The organism is Litorihabitans aurantiacus (assembly GCF_030161595.1).
GTDB classification, from domain to species: domain Bacteria; phylum Actinomycetota; class Actinomycetes; order Actinomycetales; family Beutenbergiaceae; genus Litorihabitans; species Litorihabitans aurantiacus.
This window is the reverse complement of sequence record NZ_BSUM01000001.1, coordinates 842380-859763: the sequence shown is the minus strand read 5'-3', so window position 1 is coordinate 859763 and position 17384 is coordinate 842380. Positions and strand designations below refer to the sequence as shown.

The window sequence follows — 17384 nt, the reverse complement described above, 5'->3', positions numbered from 1 at the left end:
TCGACCGCTGCGGGGAGCGCGGGTCACGGGTCGACTGCTGCGCTGGACGCGCTTAGCGGGCGCTATCCGCGTCCGGCGCAGCAGTCAATGATCGGTGGCGGGAGCGCCGGCGACGCCGGCCACCCACCCTCAGCCCGCCGGGTTCTCCGGTTCGCCCAGCGACAGCATGAGGCGGTTGGCCCACGAGAAGAAGCCGGCCGAGGCGACGAGGTCGCCGATCGCCTCGTCGCCCACACCCGCGGCGCGCAGCCGCTCGACGTGCGCGGATGCGAACCGGGGTGGCGTCACCGTCAGCGCCGCGGCCGCCTCGACGATCGCGGCCCACCGCTCGTCCAGCCGCTCCACCGCCACCTCGACGCCGTCGACCAGCAGCGCGTCGACGTCCTCGGGCCGCTTCGACAGCGTCGCGGCGAACCGCGCGTGCACGCTCGCGCAGAACACGCAGCCGTTCACCCGCGAGGCGACGGCGGCGGCCAGCTCGCGCTCCGGGCGCGGCAGCCCGTCACCGGTGCGCGAGGCGGTGTGGAAGATGTCGAGGTCGGCGCGGGTGCGCGCCTCGAGCACCGCGGGGTCGAGCGCCAGCAGCCGGAAGTAGGCGTTCCCCGCCCGCTGCGGCTCCACGAGCCCCGCGATCTGCTCGGGGGTCAGCTCCTCCTGCGCCGGCGGCTCGAACCACGGCACCCAGCCGAGATTCGCGCGGGTGAAGTGCTCGGGCCGGTCGAGGTCGGGGTGGTCGAGCAGGTGTTCGCGGATCGCGCTCACGGCTGCGCCTCCTTCAGGACGGACAGTCCCGCCACGATCCGTACCTGGAAGGTGAGGAACGCGACGAGCTGGGACAGGGTGACCACGGCCTCGCGCGTCCAACCCGCGTCCAGCAGCGCCGCGAGCGCCTCGGGGCGCGACTCGCGCGGGCGCAGCACCAGCAGGCTCGCGTGGGTCAGCGCCGCGGCCAGGTGCGGGCCGAGCTGCGCCGCGGCGTCGCCCGGCACCTCCCACCGCTCCCCCGGGTCCGACTCGGCGGCCAGGCCGGGTTCGCGGAAGACGCCGTAGGGGCCGGGTCGGCGGGCGGCCGCGGCCAGCGCCGCCACGACCTCGCGGTGCTCGGCCGCGAGGCCGGCGTCGTAGACCGCCTGCAACGGCGTCTCGCCGTGCAGCGCGACGACGAAGCTCGCCACCGCGGCCCGCTCACCGAGGGAGAAGCCGCCCGCGTCACGCGGGTCGAACAGCGCCCGGAACGCGGCCTGCGTGTGCTCGCGCGCCACCGGGCGGGAGCGGCGCACGACGTCGAGCGCGTCCCCCTCCCGCACGTCCAGCACGACGTCGAGCACGTCCGGTGCCGTGAGTGCCGGCAGCGCGCCGGGCGCGTCCACCGCCGCAGCCCCGGAGGCCCCGCTCATCGCGCGACCTCCAGCGACCCCCGCAGCGCCACGAGGTCGCCCAGCGCGGGCACGACCTCCAGCGCCAGCAGCTCGTGCGAGCGCAGCACTAGCTCGTGCACCGGATCGACCGAGTGGACCTGCACGAGCAGATCGGTCGCCCGCGTCAGGATCGTGTCGCGTCGCAGCTGGTGCACCACCCGCTCGCTCGTGCCGACCACGGTGTCGGAGCGGCGCACCAGCGTCTCGAGCGGGTCCTCGGGGTCGAGGCCCCACAGCCCGCCTCGCGTGGCGACCGTGCGCAGCCCGCGCTCGGCCTCGCGGCGCCATGTGGTCTCGTCGTCGGCCACGAAGACCGAGCGGGAGGCCGCGATCCGCGGCGCGACGCCGTCGGGCAGCGCGGCCAGGTAGCTGTCCACGATCGGCTCCTGGATCTCCCAGATCGTCGCGTCCGCGCCGCCCTCGGGCCGCGGCTGGCTGCGCGAGAGCATGAGGCCGGACCCGGCGGCGCCGATGCGCGCCGCTCCCTCGGCCGAGAACGTGGCCTCCCAGCGGCGCTGACCGAGCGTCGGCGCCGGTGGGTAGAGCTGGTTCTCGGGGTCGGCGAGGTCCTGCCCCGCCCACGCGTCCGTCACGACGCGCAGGTGGTCGGCGTAGATCTGCCGGCGGTCGGCGGCGTCGTGGCCGAAGGCGCGGAACGACGACGGCGTGCCCCCGTCCCGAAGCCGACCTCCACCCGGCCGCCGGAGATCTCATCGAGCACCGCGAGGTCCTCCGCGACCCGCAGCGGGTGCTCGAGCGGGAGGGTGATGACGCCGAAGCCGAGCCGGATGTCGCTCGTGAGCGCGGCGACCGACGCGAGGAACACCGCCGGCGCCGGCAGCCCGCCCTCGAGCGCGTGGAAGTGGTGCTGCGCGACCCACGCCGAGTGGTAGCCGAGCGACTCCGCGGCCACGATCTGGTCGGTCGCGTTGCGGTAGCGCTCCGCGGCGCTGGTCTCGTCGAGCAGGCGTGTGAAGACACCGAGCCGGGCGGTCATGCGTGTGCTCCTCCGGGGATCGCCGCGATGAGGTCGCGGGTGTAGTCGTGCTGGGGACTGTCGAAGATGGCCGCCGTGGCGCCCTGCTCCACCGCGCGGCCCTGCCGCAACACTGTCACGGTGTCCGCGATCTGGCGCACGACGGCGAGATCGTGGCTGATCACGAGATAGGTCATGCCGCGCTCGCGCTGGAGGTCGTCCAGCAGCCGCAGGATCGAAGCCTGGACCGTCACGTCGAGCGCACTGGTGGCCTCGTCGAGGATGAGCAGCTCGGGGTGCAGCACGATCGCGCGGGCGATGGCCACGCGCTGGCGCTGCCCGCCCGAGAGCTCGCGCGGGCGCCGCTGGTGCAGCTCCGCCGGCAGCGAGACACGCGTCAGCGCCGCGGCCGCGTGCTCGCGCCGGGCCGACGGCGAGGCCTCGAGCCCGAAGTTCGTCAGCGGTTCGACCACCGAGTCCAGCACGGTGCGGCGCGGGTCGAGCGAGCCGAACGGGTTCTGGTAGACGAGCTGCACGTTCCGCCGCAGCTCCCGGCGAGCGCCGGCGCCGAGCGTGCGCACATCCCGGCCCAGGAGCGTGATCGAGCCCTCGGCGGCGGCCTGGAACGCGGCGACGGCGCGCGCCGTCGTCGTCTTCCCGGAGCCGGACTCCCCCACGAGCGCGTGCGTGGTGCCCCGCGGGATCTCGAAGCTCACGCCGTCGACCGCGCGGAAGGGCGCACGGCGGTTCAGCAGACCGCCGCCGAACGTCACCGCGAGGTCGCGCACCGCCAGCACGGGGGCTCGGTCAGCTCGGGCGCGACACCCGCGTCCGCCACCTCCGGCGCCCGCGCCACCCGGTGCACCGGCGTCGCGAGCGTGGGCGCGTCGGCGAGCAGCCGCCGCGTGTACTCGGCGGCCGGCGCGGCGAGGACGACGTCGGCGCGCCCCTCCTCCTGCACCCGGCCCCCCTGCAGCACGAGCACGCGGTCGGCGTGGTCGCCGGCCAGGGCCAGGTCGTGCGTGACCAGGAGGACGCCGGTGCCGGACTCGCGGCGCAGGTCGTCGAGCAGCTCCATGATCCGGCGCTGCACCGTGACGTCGAGCGCCGAGGTGGGCTCGTCCGCGATGAGCAGGCCGGGGCCGAGAGCGATGGCGCCGGCGATGAGCACGCGCTGCTTCATCCCGCCCGAGAGCTCGTGCGGGTACTGCTTCGCGCGGCGCGCGGGGTCGTCGAGCCCGACACGCTCGAGCAGCTCCAGCACCCGGCCCGCGAGCACGCGCCGGGGCGCCGCGCGGTGGATGCGGAACGCCTCCGCGATGGAGTCGCCGATCCGCTTGGTGGGGTCGAGCGAACCGGCCGGATCCTGCGGGACCAGGCCGATGCGGCGGCCCCGCAGCGAGCGCCACCGGGAGGCCGGGGCGTCGGTGACGTCCTCGCCCTCGAGGTGCACGGAGCCGGCGAGCACCTGCCCACCCTGCGGCAGGAGGTTCAGGGCGGCCTGCGCCGTCGTGGTCTTGCCCGAACCCGACTCGCCGACCAGGGCGAGCATCTCACCGGGCGCCACGGTCAGGCTGACCTCGTGGGTGACCTGGGTGACGCCGCCGCGGCCGCCGTAGCCGACCGAGAGTCCGCGGACGTCCAGCACCGGGGTCACGCGGGCTGCCTCCGCCCCCGCGCCGCCGCTCACGAGCGCACCGCCCGCGCGGCCGAGATGGCACCCGAGATCCGGTTGGCCGAGAGCACCACGAGCACCACCACGACGCCCGGGAGCGTGGTGAGCCACCACGACGTCGCGAGGTGGCTGCGGCCCTCGGAGATCAGCAGGCCCCACTCGGGCGTGGGCGGCGGCGCACCGTAGCCGAGGAAGCCGAGGGTGGAGATCGCGAGGATGGCCGTGCCGAACTGCAGCGCGGCGAGCGCGAGCACCGGCGTGAGCGAGTTGGGGAGCACGTGCCGCCAGAGCACGCCGACCCAGCGCCCGCCGCTGCCGAACGCAGCCTCGACGTAGTCGGAGCGGCGCACGCGCACGACCTCCGAGCGGGACAGCCGCGCGAACGCCGCCACCGAGGTGACGCCGACGGCGATGGCCGCGTTCGTGGTGCCGAAGCCGAGCAGGATGATGACCGACAGGCTGAGCAGCAGGCCGGGGATGGACAGCAGCACGTCCACGACGCGCATGAGGATCTCGTCGACGATCGTGCCGATCGAGCCGGCCACGACGCCGATCGCCGTCCCTGCTACGAGGCCGACCGCGACGGCGACGAGGCCGCCCGTGAGCGAGTAGCGGGCGCCGTGCACCACGCGGGCGAACAGGTCGCGCCCGGTCGGGTCGGTGCCGAGCCAGTGCGCGCCGCTCGGTCCCTGCAGCGCGTCGGCGGGCACGCCCGCGTACGGGTCGGCACTCGTGAACAGCTGCGGGACGAGGGCCCACGCGAGCACGAGGGTGAGCACCGCGACGGCGAGCACGAGGGTTACGCGCGGGGCGCGGCGACGGCGACGCGAGCGGGGGCGGCGGGGTCCGTGCCGGGCGGGGTGCCGGGTGCGGCACCGGTGGGCAGCAGCGCGGTGCGCTGGAGCTCGAGGGTCATCGCGCCTCCTCAAGCCTGGACCCGGCGCTTGAGGCGCGGGTCGATGAGTGGCGCGACCAGGTCGACCACGAGGTTGACGACGACGAACGCGAACGCCGCGAGCACGACGATCGCCTGGAGCACGGGGATGTCCTGCGCGTCCAGGGCGTCGGCCGTCAGGCGCCCGACGCCGAACCGTGCGAAGACGGTCTCGGTGACCACCGCCCCGCCGATCAGCTCCCCGAGCAGCACACCGGCGATCGTCAGCGCGGGCAGCGCCGCGTTGCGCAGCACCGAGCGCAGCAGGATCCAGACCTCGCCGGCGCCCTTGGACCGCACGACCGTGATGAACGGCTGCGTCTGGACGTCGTCGATCGCCCGCACGAGGACCTGGGCGATCGGCGCGCTGATCGGGATCGCGAGCGTGAGCACCGGCAGGATCAGCGCCTCCAGCGGACCGGGGCGGATCACGGAGATCAGGCCGAGGCGGAAGCTGAAGACCTGGATGAGCACGATGCCGAGCCAGAACACCGGCACGGAGACGAACAGCGAGGGCAGGGACCGCAGCGCGTTCGCCAGCCAGCCCGCCGGGCTGAGCGCCGCGCCGAGGGCGAGCAGACCGGCGAGCACGACGGCGACGGCGAACCCCAGCCCCGCGAGCAGGAGCGTGGAGGGGATCGCCGAGCCCAGCAGGGTGCTGACCGAGGCGCCCGACGCGGCCGAGAACCCGAAGTCCCCGCGCACCGCACCGGACAGCGAGCTCCAGTACTGCGTGAGCACCCCGACGTCGGCGCCGTAGCTCTCGCGCACGCTCGCGATCTGCTCGGGCGTGAGACCCAGCTCGGGGTTCTCGAAGCGGATCATGACGGCGTCGCCCGGCAGCGCCTGCAGCAGCAGGAAGACGATCGTGAACGCCGCCAGGAGCACGCCGGCCGCCGAGGCGAGGCGACCGGCGGCGTACCTCACTGCTCCAGCCAGGTGTCGTAGAAGATCGGGCGGGCCACGGTGTCCCAGCCGAAGCCCTGCACGTACGGCTGGGCGCCGTAGACCTGCGGCTCCTCGAACAGCGGGATCACGTAGGCGTGCTCGACGAGGTAGCGCTGCGCGTCCGCGCTGGCGGCGAGCCGGGCCTCGGGGTCCGCGGTGGAGGCCACCAGGCCGAGCAGGCGGTCCAGCTCGGCGTCGTCGCTGAGGTTGGCGTCGCGGTTGGTCGAGGCGTACTGGCTCTTGATGACGTCGAGGTCGGTGCGCCCGACCATCGAGTGGTAGAGCTGCACCTGGTCGGGGTCGGTGATCGCCTCGGCGTAGGTGCCGGAGTCGGCCGCGAGGATCTGCAGGTCCACGCCGATCTCCTTCAGCTGCTGCGACACGAGCGTGAGGGTGTCGCGCGAGAGCGGCTGCGGCTTGGCCTCGCTCGCGACGAGCGTGAGGCGCTGACCGTCCTTCGAGCGGATGCCGTCGGAGCCCGGGACCCACCCCGCCTCGTCCAGCAGGCGCTCCGCCTCCTGCGGGTCGTACGCGAGCTGGTCGGACAGGTCGACGTACCCGAGCGCGGTGTGGGAGAGGACGCCGGTCGCGACCGGGTAGTTCTCGGTGAAGACGGTGTCCACGACCTCCTGGGCGTCCACGCCGGCCACGATGGCCCTGCGGACCTTCTCGTCGGCCAGGATCTCGTTGGTGAAGCGCAGCGACAGGCTGTTGTTGACACCCTGGGTCTGCGGCGCGAACAGCTGCAGGCCGGCACCCGAGACCTGGTCCTCGTCGTAGGCCTGGACGTAGCGGATGACGTCGGCCTGGCCGGACGTCAGCGCACCGATGCGGACGCTGTCCTCCGGCGTGATGGCGAAGCTGACCGCGTCGAGGTAGGCCCGGCCCTGGTGCTCGGAGGCCTCCGGCGCCCAGTCGTAGTCCTCGCGCGCCTCGAGCAGGAGCTCCGTGCCGACCGTCTCCTCGGTGATCACGAACGGGCCCGACCCGATCACGCCGGTGGCGTTGCCGGGGGCGTAGTCGTCGAGGTCGCCGTCCAGGGTGGCCGAGGAGAGGAGGCCGGCGCCGTTGGCCGACGTCGCCTGGAGGAAGCCCGGCGAGGGCGCCGAGAACCGGAAGGTGACGGTGTCGTCGTCGACGACCTCGCTGCTGACGTAGTTGTTGATCTGCTCGGAGACCGGGAAGCCCGCCTCGGCGTCTCCCAGCCCGTAGGCGTCGAAGTTCTTGGCGACCACCGCGGCGTCGAGCGGGGTGCCGTCGGAGAACGTGACGCCGTCGCGCAGGTTGAAGGTGTACTCCGTCGCGTCCGCGTTCACCGTCCAGTCGGTCGCGATCCAGGGCGAGAACTCGAGGGTCTCGGGGTCCTGGTAGACCAGCTTGTCGGTGATGTTCGCGATGAGCGCGCCGTTGGGGTAGAAGCCCGACTGCGGCGGGTAGAGCGTCGTGTACGGCTGGTACTCCAGGTACAGCAGCTCACCGCCGGTGGCGGGCTCGCCGTCGCCCCCGGCCGAGGCTCCCCGGCCGATCCGCCGCCGCCACCCGAGCCGCAGGCCGCGAGGAGCGCCGTGGTGGTGACGACGGCGGCGAGTCCGGCCGCGCGGCGGCCGGTGGTGGTGCGTGACATCGGGGCTCCCGGAGTCTCGAGCAGGTGGTGCTGGCGAGACTAGGAGCGATCACGACGCCGTTCCCCGGGGAACGATTTCGTCTCGCATGGCGGATGGACCCCGTCAGGGCCTCGAGGGCGGATCAGGGCGTCGGCATCCCGCCGTTGACGTTGAGCGTCTCCCCCAGGACGTAGCTGGACTCGGCCGACGCGAGGAACACGTACGCGGGCGCGAGCTCGGCCGGCTGCCCCATCCGACCCAGCGGCGTGGCCTGCCCGAACTCGGAGATGGCCGACGGCGGCTGCCCGTCCGTCACCTGCAGCGGGGTCCAGATCGGCCCGGGCGCGACGGCGTTGACCCGGATCCCCTTGGGCGCGAGCTGCTGCGCGAGGGCCTTCGTGAACGCGTTGATCGTCGCCTTCGTCGAGGCGTAGTCGACCAGGATGTCCGACGGCGAGTACGCCTGCACCGAGGTCGTGTTGATGATCGTGGCACCGGCCGGCAGGTGTGGCAGCGCGGCCTTCGTGATCCAGAACATCGCGTCCACGTTGACCGTGAAGGTCTGCTCGAACTGCTCGTCCGGCAGCGTCGTGAGGTCGTCGTTGAAGATCTGCTTGCCGGCGTTGTTGACCAGGATGTCCAGCCCGCCGAGCTCCGCCACGGCGCGGTCGGGCAGTCCCTGGGCGTACACCTTGTCGGTGAGGTCGCCGGGCAGGAGCGCGACGGCGACGCCCGCCTCCCGCGCGATCCCCGCCACGCGCTCGGCGTCCACCTGCTCCTGCGGCAGGTAGGCCAGCGCCACGTCGGCGCCCTCGCGCGCGAACGCGATGACGGTCGCGGCGCCGATGCCCGAGTCGGCTCCGGTGACGAGCGCCTTGCGCCCGCTCAGCCGACCGCTGCCCGTGTAGGTGTCCTCCCCCAGGTCGGCGCGGTCGCGGAGCTCGTGGTCCAGACCGGGCTCGGTCTGGTCGTCGGGGTGGGCCTGGATGTCGGCGTAGAGCGAGGTCGGGTCGGTGAAGGTGTACTGCGTGCGCATGGTCGTCCTTCCGAGGGAGAGGTTCCCCTCGAACGTATGCCCGGGCGGCGGGGTAGGTCACGGGTTGCGTGGCGACCGGCGCGGCCACCAGAACCGCTCCCCCAGCACCAGGGCGAGCGAGGGCACGAGCATCGTGCGCACCACGAGCGTGTCCAGCAGCACGCCGATGCAGACGACGACGCCGAGCTGGGCCAGCACCACGAGCGGCAGGACGCCGAGCACCGCGAACACCGCGGCCAGCAGGACGCCCGCGCTCGTGATCACGCCGCCGGTCGCGCCGAGCGCCCGCAGCATCCCCTGCCGCGGACCGTGCGCGAGGCTCTCCTCGCGCGCCCGGGTGACGAGGAAGATGTTGTAGTCGACGCCGAGCGCGACCAGGAAGAGGAACGCCAGCAGCGGCACCCTCGTCGAGCGCCGAGAAGCCCAGCACCCCCGTGAAGATCCACCAGGAGACGCCGAGCGCCGCGCCGAACGTGCCCACGACCGTCGCGACCAGCAGGATCGGTGCGACGACCGCCCGCAGCAGGGCCGCGAGCGCCACCAGCACCAGACCGAGGATCAGCGGGATGATCAGGCCGCGGTCGCGTGCGGCGGCGTCGGTGGCGTCCAGCCGCTGCGCCTCCGGACCGCCGACGTGCGTGTCCGCCAGCGGTGCGAGCGCGTCCCGCATCGCGAGGACGGTCGTGTCCGAGGCCGCGCTCCCCTCGGGGACGTCCAGGACCACCTGGAGCTGCGTGACGCCGTCGCCCGCACCCGCCGGCGCGACCGATGCGACGCCGTCGACCCCCTCGATCGCGGCCGTGACCTCGGCGGCGTCCGCGCGCGTGGTGACGAGCGTCGGGTTCGAGGTGCCGGCGGGGAAGGACTCCGCGATGCGCTCCGCCGCGGCGATCGCCTCCGGCTTCGCCAGGAACTGCTCGGCCGTGTCGAGGCCGAGACGCAGCTGGGCGCTGCCGACGGCGAGCAGGGCGAGCACGACGACGACGCCGGAGCCCACCGCGACCGGGCGGCGCGCCACGCCGTCGCCGACGCGCCGCCACACCGACCGCGTCTCGCTCGCGAGCGGGTCGCCCACGCGTGGTGCGCGCGGCCAGAACACCCATCGCCCGAACAGCACCAGGCAGGCGGGCAGGCAGACGAGCACGAAGAAGGCGGCCACCGCGACGCCGACGGCGCACGCGAGCCCCAGGCCGCGCGTGGTCGGCACGAGGGACAGCAGGAGCGTCAGGAGCCCGACGACGACGGTGCCGGCCGAGCAGAGCACGGGTTCCGCGGTGCGGCGCACCGCGTGCCGCATCGCCGCGAACCGGTCCGGCGTCCGGCGCAGCTCGTCGCGGTAGCGCGAGATGAGCAGCAGCGCGTAGTTGGTGCCGGCGCCGAACACGAGGACCGACAGGATGCCCGTGGTCGACTCGTCCCACGCGACGTCGAACGCCGCCAGCACGCGGGTCGCGACGGCGGCGGCGGTCTGGTCGGCGACGCCCACCACGGCCAGCGGGACCACCCACAGGATCGGGCTGCGGTAGGTGATCACGAGGAGGACGGCGACGACGAGGGCGGTGACCGCGAGCAGCCGCACGTCCGCGCCGTCGAACACCGAGGCGAGGTCGGCCTCGATACCCGCCGGACCCGTCACCTGGGCGGTGACGCCGTCGGGCGCCCCGGCGTCGAGCTCGCCGCGCAGCTCGACGACGGCGTCGGCCACCGCGCTCGCGCTGGTCGCCTCGATCGGGACGATGCCGAGGGCGGCGGTGCCGTCCTGCGACGGGACGAGCACCGGCTCGGCACCCGTGACGTCGGTCAGCAGCGCGCCGATGCCGCCGAGCCGGTCGGGGGTGAGCGTGTCGGCGGTGAAGACCACGACGGCGGTCGACCCCGCCTCGTCGGGGAGGCTCTCGGCGAGCTCGGCGCCGAGAGTCGAGTCGTAGCCCGCCGGGAGCTGGTCGGTCGGGAGCCGGTCGCGCTCGCCGCCGCCGACCACGGTGATCATCAGCACGCCGAGGACGAGGGGGATGAGGGCGAGCAGCCAGATCCTCGCGCGGTGCCTGATCGGTCCTGACATTCGTCGCCTCTCGTCGTCGGGCGTCGCAGCCCGTATGACACTCCGCTAGTTGCTAAGTCGCTTAACTATACGGCGGGCGATAGACTGATGGCTCCACGGATCCGACGAACGAGGTGAGCAGTGTGACCGAGGTCGACCTGACCACCCCCGGTGCCTGGGAGCAGACCGAGTCGCTCACGCTGCTGCGTGAGGTCATGGGGCTCGAGTCCGGCGTCCGCAGCCACCTCGCGGGCGCGGCCGGGCTCTCGGAGACAGAGGTGCACGCGCTGGAGCACCTCGCGCGCGCCCCCATCGGGCCGGCGGAGATCGCCCGCCTCCTCGACGTCTCGACGGCGGCGTCCACCGGCATCGTCGACCGTCTCGAGGCGCGCGGGCACGTCGAGCGCCGCCCGCACGTCAGCGACCGCCGCCGGACCGAGGTGGTGCTGACGGCCTCCGCCCGGCGGGAGGTCGTCTCGCACCTGGGCGAGATGTTCGGGGCGCTCGCGCGCCTGGACGCGTCGCTGAGCGACTCCGAGCGCGCCGTCGTCGTGCGCTACCTGCGCGGTGCGGTCGAGGCCGCGGCGCGCGCCTCCTGACGCGTCCCGCTCACCTCGGCCCGTCTCACCCCGGCCCGTCTCACCTCAGTCCGGCTGGATCGCGTCCCAGAGCAGCGCCGCCACCCCGGCCGTGCCCTCGCCCTCTCGCGGGTGGATCGCGTCGTCGTAGAGCCACTGCGGATGCGCCTGGGCCGTCGCCGACCAGTCGACGACGGCCGTGTTCGGATACTCCGCCGCCACGCGCCGCAGCAGCTCGTTGTTCGGCTCCTCCCACGCGACCGGCGCCTCGACGTCGACCAGGAAGACGCGTCGATCGGTCGTGGCGTCCAGGAGCCGGCGCAGGTCCGCCTCCTGGATCGGGCCGTTGGTGCCGCCGTGCACGAGGACGGTGTCGCCCAGCGTCCCCGCGTCGCGCGCGGCGATCACGAGGTCGACCATGGGGCGGAACTGCCGCGACGTCTCGGCGTCGACGCTCACGCCCAGGGCCTCCAGGTCGGGCGCGACCATCGCGAGGACCGAGTCGCCGACGGCTGTGACGCTCCCCAGGACCTCGGCCGGGGTGGGCGCCGGCGCCGCGCCCGGCTCCGTGGTCGCGGGGCCGGGCCGGGCGGTGGCGTCCGGCGCCGGAGCCAGGGATGTCGCACCCGCCGGAGCGGTGGGTGCCGCGTCCGGCGGTGGTGTCGGCGTCGTCGACCCGGCGGACGGCGCCGTCGGGCCCGGCGCCGGCGCCCCCTGCGCCGAGACCTCGGGCGCGCTGCGCGACTGCGCGCTCTGCCACGCGCGCTCGACGTCGGACGTCCGCCCCGGCACGAACGCGACGGCGAGCGCGAGCGCCGTCACCGCGACGAGCGCGACCGCGGCCACCCGACGCCGCCCGCGCGGACGGGTGGTGGAGCGCAGGGAGGTGACCCAGCGCCGCAGCGCACCCCGGCGCACCGGCTGCTCGACGAAGCGGTAGGACATCTCGGCCACCCCCAGGACGAGAGCGATGCGGAGGACCTGGACGAGCCACTCGGGGCCCGGGACGTCCAGCCCGGGCCGGGCGAGCACGAAGACCGGCCAGTGCCACAGGTAGATGCCGTAGGAGCGCGTGCCGAGCCAGCGCAGCGGCGGCAGCGCGAGCGCGCGGCCCAGGAGCGTGCCCGGGTGGGCGGCCGCGGCCACGAGCACGGCGGCCAGCAGGCTGAAGGACAGGAACCCGCCGCGGTACAGGCCGCTCGACAGCTCCGTCGCCGTCGCCATCACGCCGACCACGGCCACCAGGGCTCCGGCGCCGACGACGTCGGTGAGCGCCCCGGCGCGCCAGCGCGGCGTGACGTCGCTGCCCCGCAGCCAGCTCGTCCCCGTCGACGTTCGCGAGGGTGCCGACGCCGTCGAGATCGACCCCACCGACCCCGCCGGCCAGCTGCGCCAGGGCCGCCACACGCACGCGAGCGCGACCCCCGTCATGATCGGCGCGAGGTGGGTGTCGGTGCCGAAGTACAGGCGCGAGGGATCGAACGGCACGGGCATCTCGGCCACGACCGCCCAGGCCCCCATCAGCGCCGTCGAGGCGAGCGCGAACCCGAGCGCGATCCGACCGAGCACGCGGCGCCCCCACCGCAGCAGCACCCACGCGAGCAGCGGCGCCGCGAGGTAGAACTGCGCCTCGAGCGCGAGCGACCACAGGTGCCTTAGGAGCGGCGGTCGTCCGCCGGAGGAGAAGTAGGAGCTGTCGGTGGCGATCTGCCACCAGTTCGAGGAGTACGTGAGCGCGGCGAGGATCTCCCCGCGCAGCGCGTCCAGCTGCTCGCGCCAGACCAGGCCCGCGACGGCGACGGCGGCGACCACCGTCCACAGCGCCGGCACCAGGCGGGCGATGCGGCGGCGGTAGAAGCTGGCGACGTCGAGGCGCCCCGTCGTCGCGACCTCGTGCCCGATCAGCGCGGTGATGAGGAAGCCGGACAGGACGAAGAAGACGTCGACGCCCAGGAACCCGCCCGGGAGCCACGTGGCCCCCGCGTGGTAGGCGAGGACCGCGACGACGGCGAGCGCGCGGACGCCGTCGAGCCCCCGCAGGTGAGCGAAGGGGCGATGCGCCGGAACCGGCGGCGCGGGGGCGCGCTCCGCCGTCGGGCGCTCGGGGTGCGGACGCGTCTCGCGACGGGTGACCGGGCCCTCGGGCGGGCGATGCGCCGTCGGGGTGCTCGGGGATGCGGGCATCCGTCCGAGCGTGGTCGTCATGGATCGGGCCGTCCTGGGTGGTGCGGGTGGGTGCGGTCCCCGAGCCTAGGACACGCCCGTCCGCCCCGAGGTCAGGCCGACCCGCGTGCCGCCTCGATCTCGACCTTCGGCAGCGTGCGCGCCGGGAGGGTCTTCGGGCGCCAGCTCTCGCGCGTGGCCTCGAACGCGGTGATGTCGGCCTCGTGCTGCAGGGTCAGGCCGATGTCGTCGAGCCCCTCCATGAGGCGCCAGCGCGTGTAGTCGTCGATCTGGAACGGCACGGTGACCTCGCCCGCGCTCGCGGTGCGGTGCTCGAGGTCGACCGTCACCTCGGTGCCGGGGTCGTTCTCGAGGATCTTCCACAGGAGCTCGATGTCCTCCTGCGCCACGATGCCGGCCACGAGGCCCTGCTTGCCCGAGTTGCCGCGGAAGATGTCCGCGAAGCGGGAGGCGAGCACGACCTTGAAGCCGTAGTCCTTCAGCGCCCAGACGGCATGCTCGCGCGAGGAGCCGGTCCCGAAGTCGGGCCCGGCGACCAGCACCGTGCCGGCCTTGTACGCGTCCTGGTTGAGGATGAAGGAGGGGTCGCCGCGCCAGGCCGCGAACAGCGCGTCCTCGAACCCGGTGCGCGTGACGCGCTTGAGGTAGACGGCCGGGATGATCTGGTCGGTGTCGACGTTGCTGCGGCGCAGCGGGACGCCGACGCCGGTGTGGGTCGTGAACTTCTCCATGGTGTGCTCCCTCTCGCTCGCGCTCAGACCTGGACCAGGACCGCGGGGTCCAGGGGTGCCAGGGGCGTGCCGTCGAAGGTGGTCAGGTCGGTGCCGTCCGGCAGGTCGAGGTCGCTGAGCGAGGACAGCGTGCCGCGGATCGCCGTCGCCGCGGCCACGAGCGGCGAGACGAGGTGCGTGCGGCCGCCCTTGCCCTGGCGACCCTCGAAGTTGCGGTTCGACGTCGAGGCGGAGCGCTCGCCGGGGGCGAGCTGGTCCGGGTTCATGCCGAGGCACATGGAGCACCCCGCGTTGCGCCACTCGGCGCCGAAGTCCAGGAAGATCCGGTCCAGACCCTCGGCCTCGGCCTGCAGCCGCACCCGGGCGGAGGCGGGGACGACGAGCACGCGGACGTCGTCGTGCTTGTGGCGCCCCTGGATCACCTTGGCGATCGAGCGCAGGTCCTCGATACGGCCGTTGGTGCACGAACCCATGAAGACCGTGTCGACCTTGATCTCGCGCAGCGGCTGACCGGGGATCAGACCCATGTACTCGATGGCGCGCTCGGCGGCGACGCGCTCGTTCTCGTCCGCGATCTGCTCGGGCACGGGGATCGAGGCGCTGATCGGCAGACCCTGACCGGGGTTGGTGCCCCAGGTGATGAACGGCTCCAGGTCGCTCGCGCGGAGCTCCACCTCGACGTCGAAGGTCGCGTCGTCGTCGGTGCGCAGCGTCCGCCAGTACTCGACGGCGGCGTCCCAGTCCTCGCCCTGCGGGGCGTGCGGGCGACCCTCGACGTAGTCGAAGGTCGTCTGGTCGGGGGCGATCATGCCCGCGCGGGCGCCGGCCTCGATCGACATGTTGCAGATCGTCATGCGGGCCTCCATCGAGAGCTTCTCGATGGCCTCGCCGCGGTACTCCAGCACGTAGCCGGCGCCGCCGCCCGTGCCGATCTTGGCGATGATCGCCAGGATGATGTCCTTGCTCGTGGAGCCGGGGGGCAGGTCGCCGACGACGTTGATCGCCATGGTCTTGAACGGCTGCAGCGGGAGCGTCTGGGTGGCGAGCACGTGCTCGACCTCGCTCGTGCCGATGCCGAACGCGAGACCGCCGAAGGCGCCGTGCGTGGAGGTGTGGGAGTCGCCGCAGACGACCGTCATGCCCGGCATCGTCAGGCCGAGCTGCGGGCCGACCTGGTGCACGATCCCCTGGTCGGCGTCGCCGAGGAGTGAATGCGGACGCCGAACTCCGCCGCGTTGCTGCGCAGGGTGTCGATCTGCGTGCGGCTCGTGAGGTCCGCGATCGGCAGGTCGATGTCGAGCGTGGGGGTGTTGTGGTCCTCGGTCGCCATCGTGAGGTCCGGGCGGCGTACGGGGCGGCCCGCGAGCCGCAGACCCTCGAACGCCTGCGGGCTGGTGACCTCGTGGCACAGGTGGAGGTCGATGTACAGGAGGTCGGGCGCGCCGTCCTCCCCTTGCGCACGATGTGCGCCTCCCACACCTTCTCAGCCAGGGTCTTGCCCATACCGCTCACCTCATCGCGTTGCGCCCGGCGAGCAGATCGTGCAGCCGGGCGGACGAACCGTTGCGGCGATTGTGCTCGAACTCTCCGGCGCGCGAACTTGCGTCTCAGCGAGCGAGACGCCAGTATCAGCGCATGGACACAAGTGGAGTGGGCGTTCTCGACAAGGCGGCGATCGTGCTGGGTGCGCTCGAGGCGGGCCCCTCGACGCTCGCCCAGCTGGTCGCGGCGACGCACCTGGCGCGCCCGACGGCGCACCGCCTCGCCGTCGCCCTGGAGCACCACCGCCTGGTCGCCCGCGACCTGCAGGGGCGCTTCGTTCTCGGCCCGCGGCTGGCCGAGCTGGCTGCCGCCGCCGGCGAGGACCGGCTGCTCGCCGCCGCCGGTCCCGTGCTGACAGCGCTGCGCGACCACACCGGCGAGAGCGCGCAGCTGTTCCGCCGCCAGGGCGACTCGCGCATCTGCGTGGCCGCGGCCGAGCGGCCGATGGGGCTGCGCGACTCGATCCCGGTCGGGGTCCAGCTCGCGATGCAGGCGGGGTCGGCCGCGCAGATCCTGCTCGCGTGGGAGGAGCCGGACCGGCTGCACCGCGGGCTGCACGGCGCCTCCTTCACCGCCACGATCCTCTCGGGTGTGCGACGGCGCGGCTGGGCCCAGTCGGTCGCGGAGCGCGAGGCCGGGGTGGCCTCGGTGTCGGCTCCGGTCCGCGGCCCGTCGGGGCGCGTGGTGGCGGCGGTGTCGATCTCGGGCCCGATCGAGCGCATGACGCGACAGCCGGGTCGGATGCACGCCGCCGCGGTGATGAGTGCCGCGAACCGGCTGTCCGAGGTGCTCAAGCGCTCCGACGAGCACTGAGGGCCGCCCTCCATCGCGAGCATGCGCAGGACTGCCGTATCGACCCGATTTGGCAGTCCTGCGCATGCTCGACCCCTGTGCTTCCGCCACCCCCGCGCCGACCATGCGCACCACTGCCGTATCCACCCGATACGGCAGCCCTGCGCATGCTCGACGCCGTCCAACCCTGCACGCCCGGCCCGCCCACGCCGACCATGCGCACCACTGCCGTATCCACCCGATACGGCAGCCCTGCGCATGCTCGATACGAACAGGGTCGGCCCGGGACTGCCCCGCGCACCCCCACCCCCGTCGCACGGCGCGCCCCACACCACTCGCGAGAACGGCGGGTGCTGCTCGAAGGAGACCGCGCAGCAGCACAGGGCGTTCTCGGCCGCCGCAGGGTTCGTGAGAACGGCGGGTGCTGCTCGAGCCGGATCCCCGAGCAGCACAGGGCGTTCTCGGGAGTGGCGCCGGGACTCGGGCTCCGGCCGGCAGAACGAGATGGTCGCTCGCGTCGACGTCGACCGCGTCCGGGAATGACGAAGGCCCCCGATCCGAAGATCGGGGGCCTTGCGCTGTGACCCCAGCGGGATTCGAACCCGCGTTACCGCCGTGAGAGGGCGACGTACTAGGCCGCTATACGATGGGGCCGTGCTGGTCAGCCACCGGAGTGGCCTCGAAGACTCTAGCCGATCCTCGCCGTGAAGCGAAATCGGCCTGATTCCTCAAACCGCTGGGGTACCAGGACTCGAACCTAGAACAACTGAACCAGAATCAGCCGTGTTGCCAATTACACCATACCCCAAGGGGGTATCCGGATCGGATCTGCACCGGGTAATCCCGCCGCAGCCCTTCCTTCAACCGCCGGTCTACTGTACAAGCAAATCCAGGCCTGGCCAAACCGGCGGGATCACGCCGATCC

General features: G+C 73.5%; 15 protein-coding genes, 2 tRNA genes and 2 pseudogenes. 2 read left to right on the top strand and 17 right to left on the bottom strand.

The window, feature by feature from the left end:
* Window positions 1-129: 129 nt before the first annotated feature.
* From QQK22_RS03985 to QQK22_RS03935, 12 genes and pseudogenes are all read right to left on the bottom strand, one after another.
* Window positions 130-762 carry an alkylhydroperoxidase domain protein gene (locus tag QQK22_RS03985; RefSeq protein WP_284249573.1) on the bottom strand — a complete coding sequence of 211 codons (633 nt, stop codon included), beginning with the start codon at window positions 760-762 and terminating at the stop codon, window positions 130-132.
* Window positions 759-1397 (bottom strand): CMD domain protein, encoded by a 639-nt coding sequence (locus tag QQK22_RS03980; protein WP_284249571.1) that lies wholly within the window; start codon window positions 1395-1397, stop codon window positions 759-761. The genes QQK22_RS03985 and QQK22_RS03980 overlap by 4 nt, the downstream gene beginning before the upstream one ends.
* Window positions 1394-2011, bottom strand: a complete 618-nt coding sequence (locus QQK22_RS03975; protein ID WP_284249569.1) for a hypothetical protein — start codon at window positions 2009-2011, stop codon at window positions 1394-1396. Before QQK22_RS03975 ends, QQK22_RS03980 begins: the two co-directional genes overlap by 4 nt.
* Window positions 2008-2415 (bottom strand): LLM class flavin-dependent oxidoreductase, encoded by a 408-nt coding sequence (locus QQK22_RS03970; RefSeq protein ID WP_284249566.1) that lies wholly within the window; start codon window positions 2413-2415, stop codon window positions 2008-2010. Before QQK22_RS03970 ends, QQK22_RS03975 begins: the two co-directional genes overlap by 4 nt.
* Complete coding sequence (locus QQK22_RS18530; RefSeq protein ID WP_348525489.1) at window positions 2412-3191, bottom strand: ABC transporter ATP-binding protein; 780 nt, start codon at window positions 3189-3191, stop codon at window positions 2412-2414. Before QQK22_RS18530 ends, QQK22_RS03970 begins: the two co-directional genes overlap by 4 nt.
* Window positions 3164-4051: an ABC transporter ATP-binding protein gene (locus tag QQK22_RS18525; RefSeq protein ID WP_348525488.1), complete on the bottom strand. Its 888-nt coding sequence runs from the start codon at window positions 4049-4051 to the stop codon at window positions 3164-3166. Before QQK22_RS18525 ends, QQK22_RS18530 begins: the two co-directional genes overlap by 28 nt.
* A gap of 29 nt (window positions 4052-4080) precedes the next feature.
* Window positions 4081-4863 carry an ABC transporter permease gene (locus QQK22_RS03960; protein WP_431310125.1) on the bottom strand — a complete coding sequence of 261 codons (783 nt, stop codon included), beginning with the start codon at window positions 4861-4863 and terminating at the stop codon, window positions 4081-4083.
* 131 nt (window positions 4864-4994) lie between these two features.
* The gene (locus tag QQK22_RS03955; RefSeq protein ID WP_284249564.1) at window positions 4995-5930 is read right to left on the bottom strand and encodes an ABC transporter permease; all 936 of its coding nucleotides are present in this window, start codon (window positions 5928-5930) and stop codon (window positions 4995-4997) included.
* Window positions 5927-7477 carry a TIGR04028 family ABC transporter substrate-binding protein gene (locus QQK22_RS03950; protein WP_431310178.1) on the bottom strand — a complete coding sequence of 517 codons (1551 nt, stop codon included), beginning with the start codon at window positions 7475-7477 and terminating at the stop codon, window positions 5927-5929. The genes QQK22_RS03955 and QQK22_RS03950 overlap by 4 nt, the downstream gene beginning before the upstream one ends.
* Window positions 7478-7697: 220 nt before the next feature.
* A complete protein-coding gene (locus QQK22_RS03945) occupies window positions 7698-8591 on the bottom strand; it encodes an SDR family oxidoreductase (RefSeq protein WP_284249562.1) in 894 nt (297 codons plus the stop codon).
* Between the two features lie 57 nt (window positions 8592-8648).
* Window positions 8649-8993: an MMPL family transporter gene (locus QQK22_RS03940; RefSeq protein WP_284249561.1), complete on the bottom strand. Its 345-nt coding sequence runs from the start codon at window positions 8991-8993 to the stop codon at window positions 8649-8651.
* A gap of 79 nt (window positions 8994-9072) precedes the next feature.
* Window positions 9073-10581: pseudogene (locus QQK22_RS03935) on the bottom strand (MMPL family transporter); the annotation flags it as partial.
* Between the two features lie 194 nt (window positions 10582-10775).
* Between QQK22_RS03935 and QQK22_RS03930 the strand changes: the two are divergent.
* Complete coding sequence (locus QQK22_RS03930) at window positions 10776-11231, top strand: MarR family winged helix-turn-helix transcriptional regulator (protein WP_284249559.1); 456 nt, start codon at window positions 10776-10778, stop codon at window positions 11229-11231.
* Window positions 11232-11276: 45 nt separating this feature from the next.
* Here the strand turns inward: QQK22_RS03930 and QQK22_RS03925 are convergent, their stop codons facing one another.
* The 3 genes and pseudogenes from QQK22_RS03925 to leuC all read right to left on the bottom strand — a co-directional run bounded on the left by QQK22_RS03925 (window position 11277) and on the right by leuC (window position 15628).
* On the bottom strand, window positions 11277-13415 hold the full coding sequence (locus tag QQK22_RS03925; RefSeq protein WP_284249557.1) for an acyltransferase family protein: 2139 nt from the start codon (window positions 13413-13415) through the stop codon (window positions 11277-11279).
* A gap of 71 nt (window positions 13416-13486) precedes the next feature.
* Entirely contained in the window at window positions 13487-14125 is a 639-nt protein-coding gene (leuD, locus tag QQK22_RS03920) for a 3-isopropylmalate dehydratase small subunit (protein WP_284249555.1), read from the bottom strand.
* 23 nt (window positions 14126-14148) lie between these two features.
* Window positions 14149-15628 (bottom strand): annotated as a pseudogene (leuC, locus tag QQK22_RS03915) (3-isopropylmalate dehydratase large subunit).
* A 132-nt stretch (window positions 15629-15760) separates the two neighbouring features.
* Here leuC and QQK22_RS03910 point away from each other — a divergent pair.
* The gene (locus QQK22_RS03910) at window positions 15761-16480 is read left to right on the top strand and encodes an IclR family transcriptional regulator (RefSeq protein ID WP_284249553.1); all 720 of its coding nucleotides are present in this window, start codon (window positions 15761-15763) and stop codon (window positions 16478-16480) included.
* A gap of 560 nt (window positions 16481-17040) precedes the next feature.
* Here QQK22_RS03910 and QQK22_RS03905 read toward each other — a convergent pair.
* Window positions 17041-17113 (bottom strand) — tRNA-Glu (locus QQK22_RS03905).
* Window positions 17114-17195: 82 nt separating this feature from the next.
* A tRNA-Gln gene (locus tag QQK22_RS03900) sits at window positions 17196-17267 on the bottom strand.
* Between the last annotated feature and the right edge of the window lie 117 nt (window positions 17268-17384).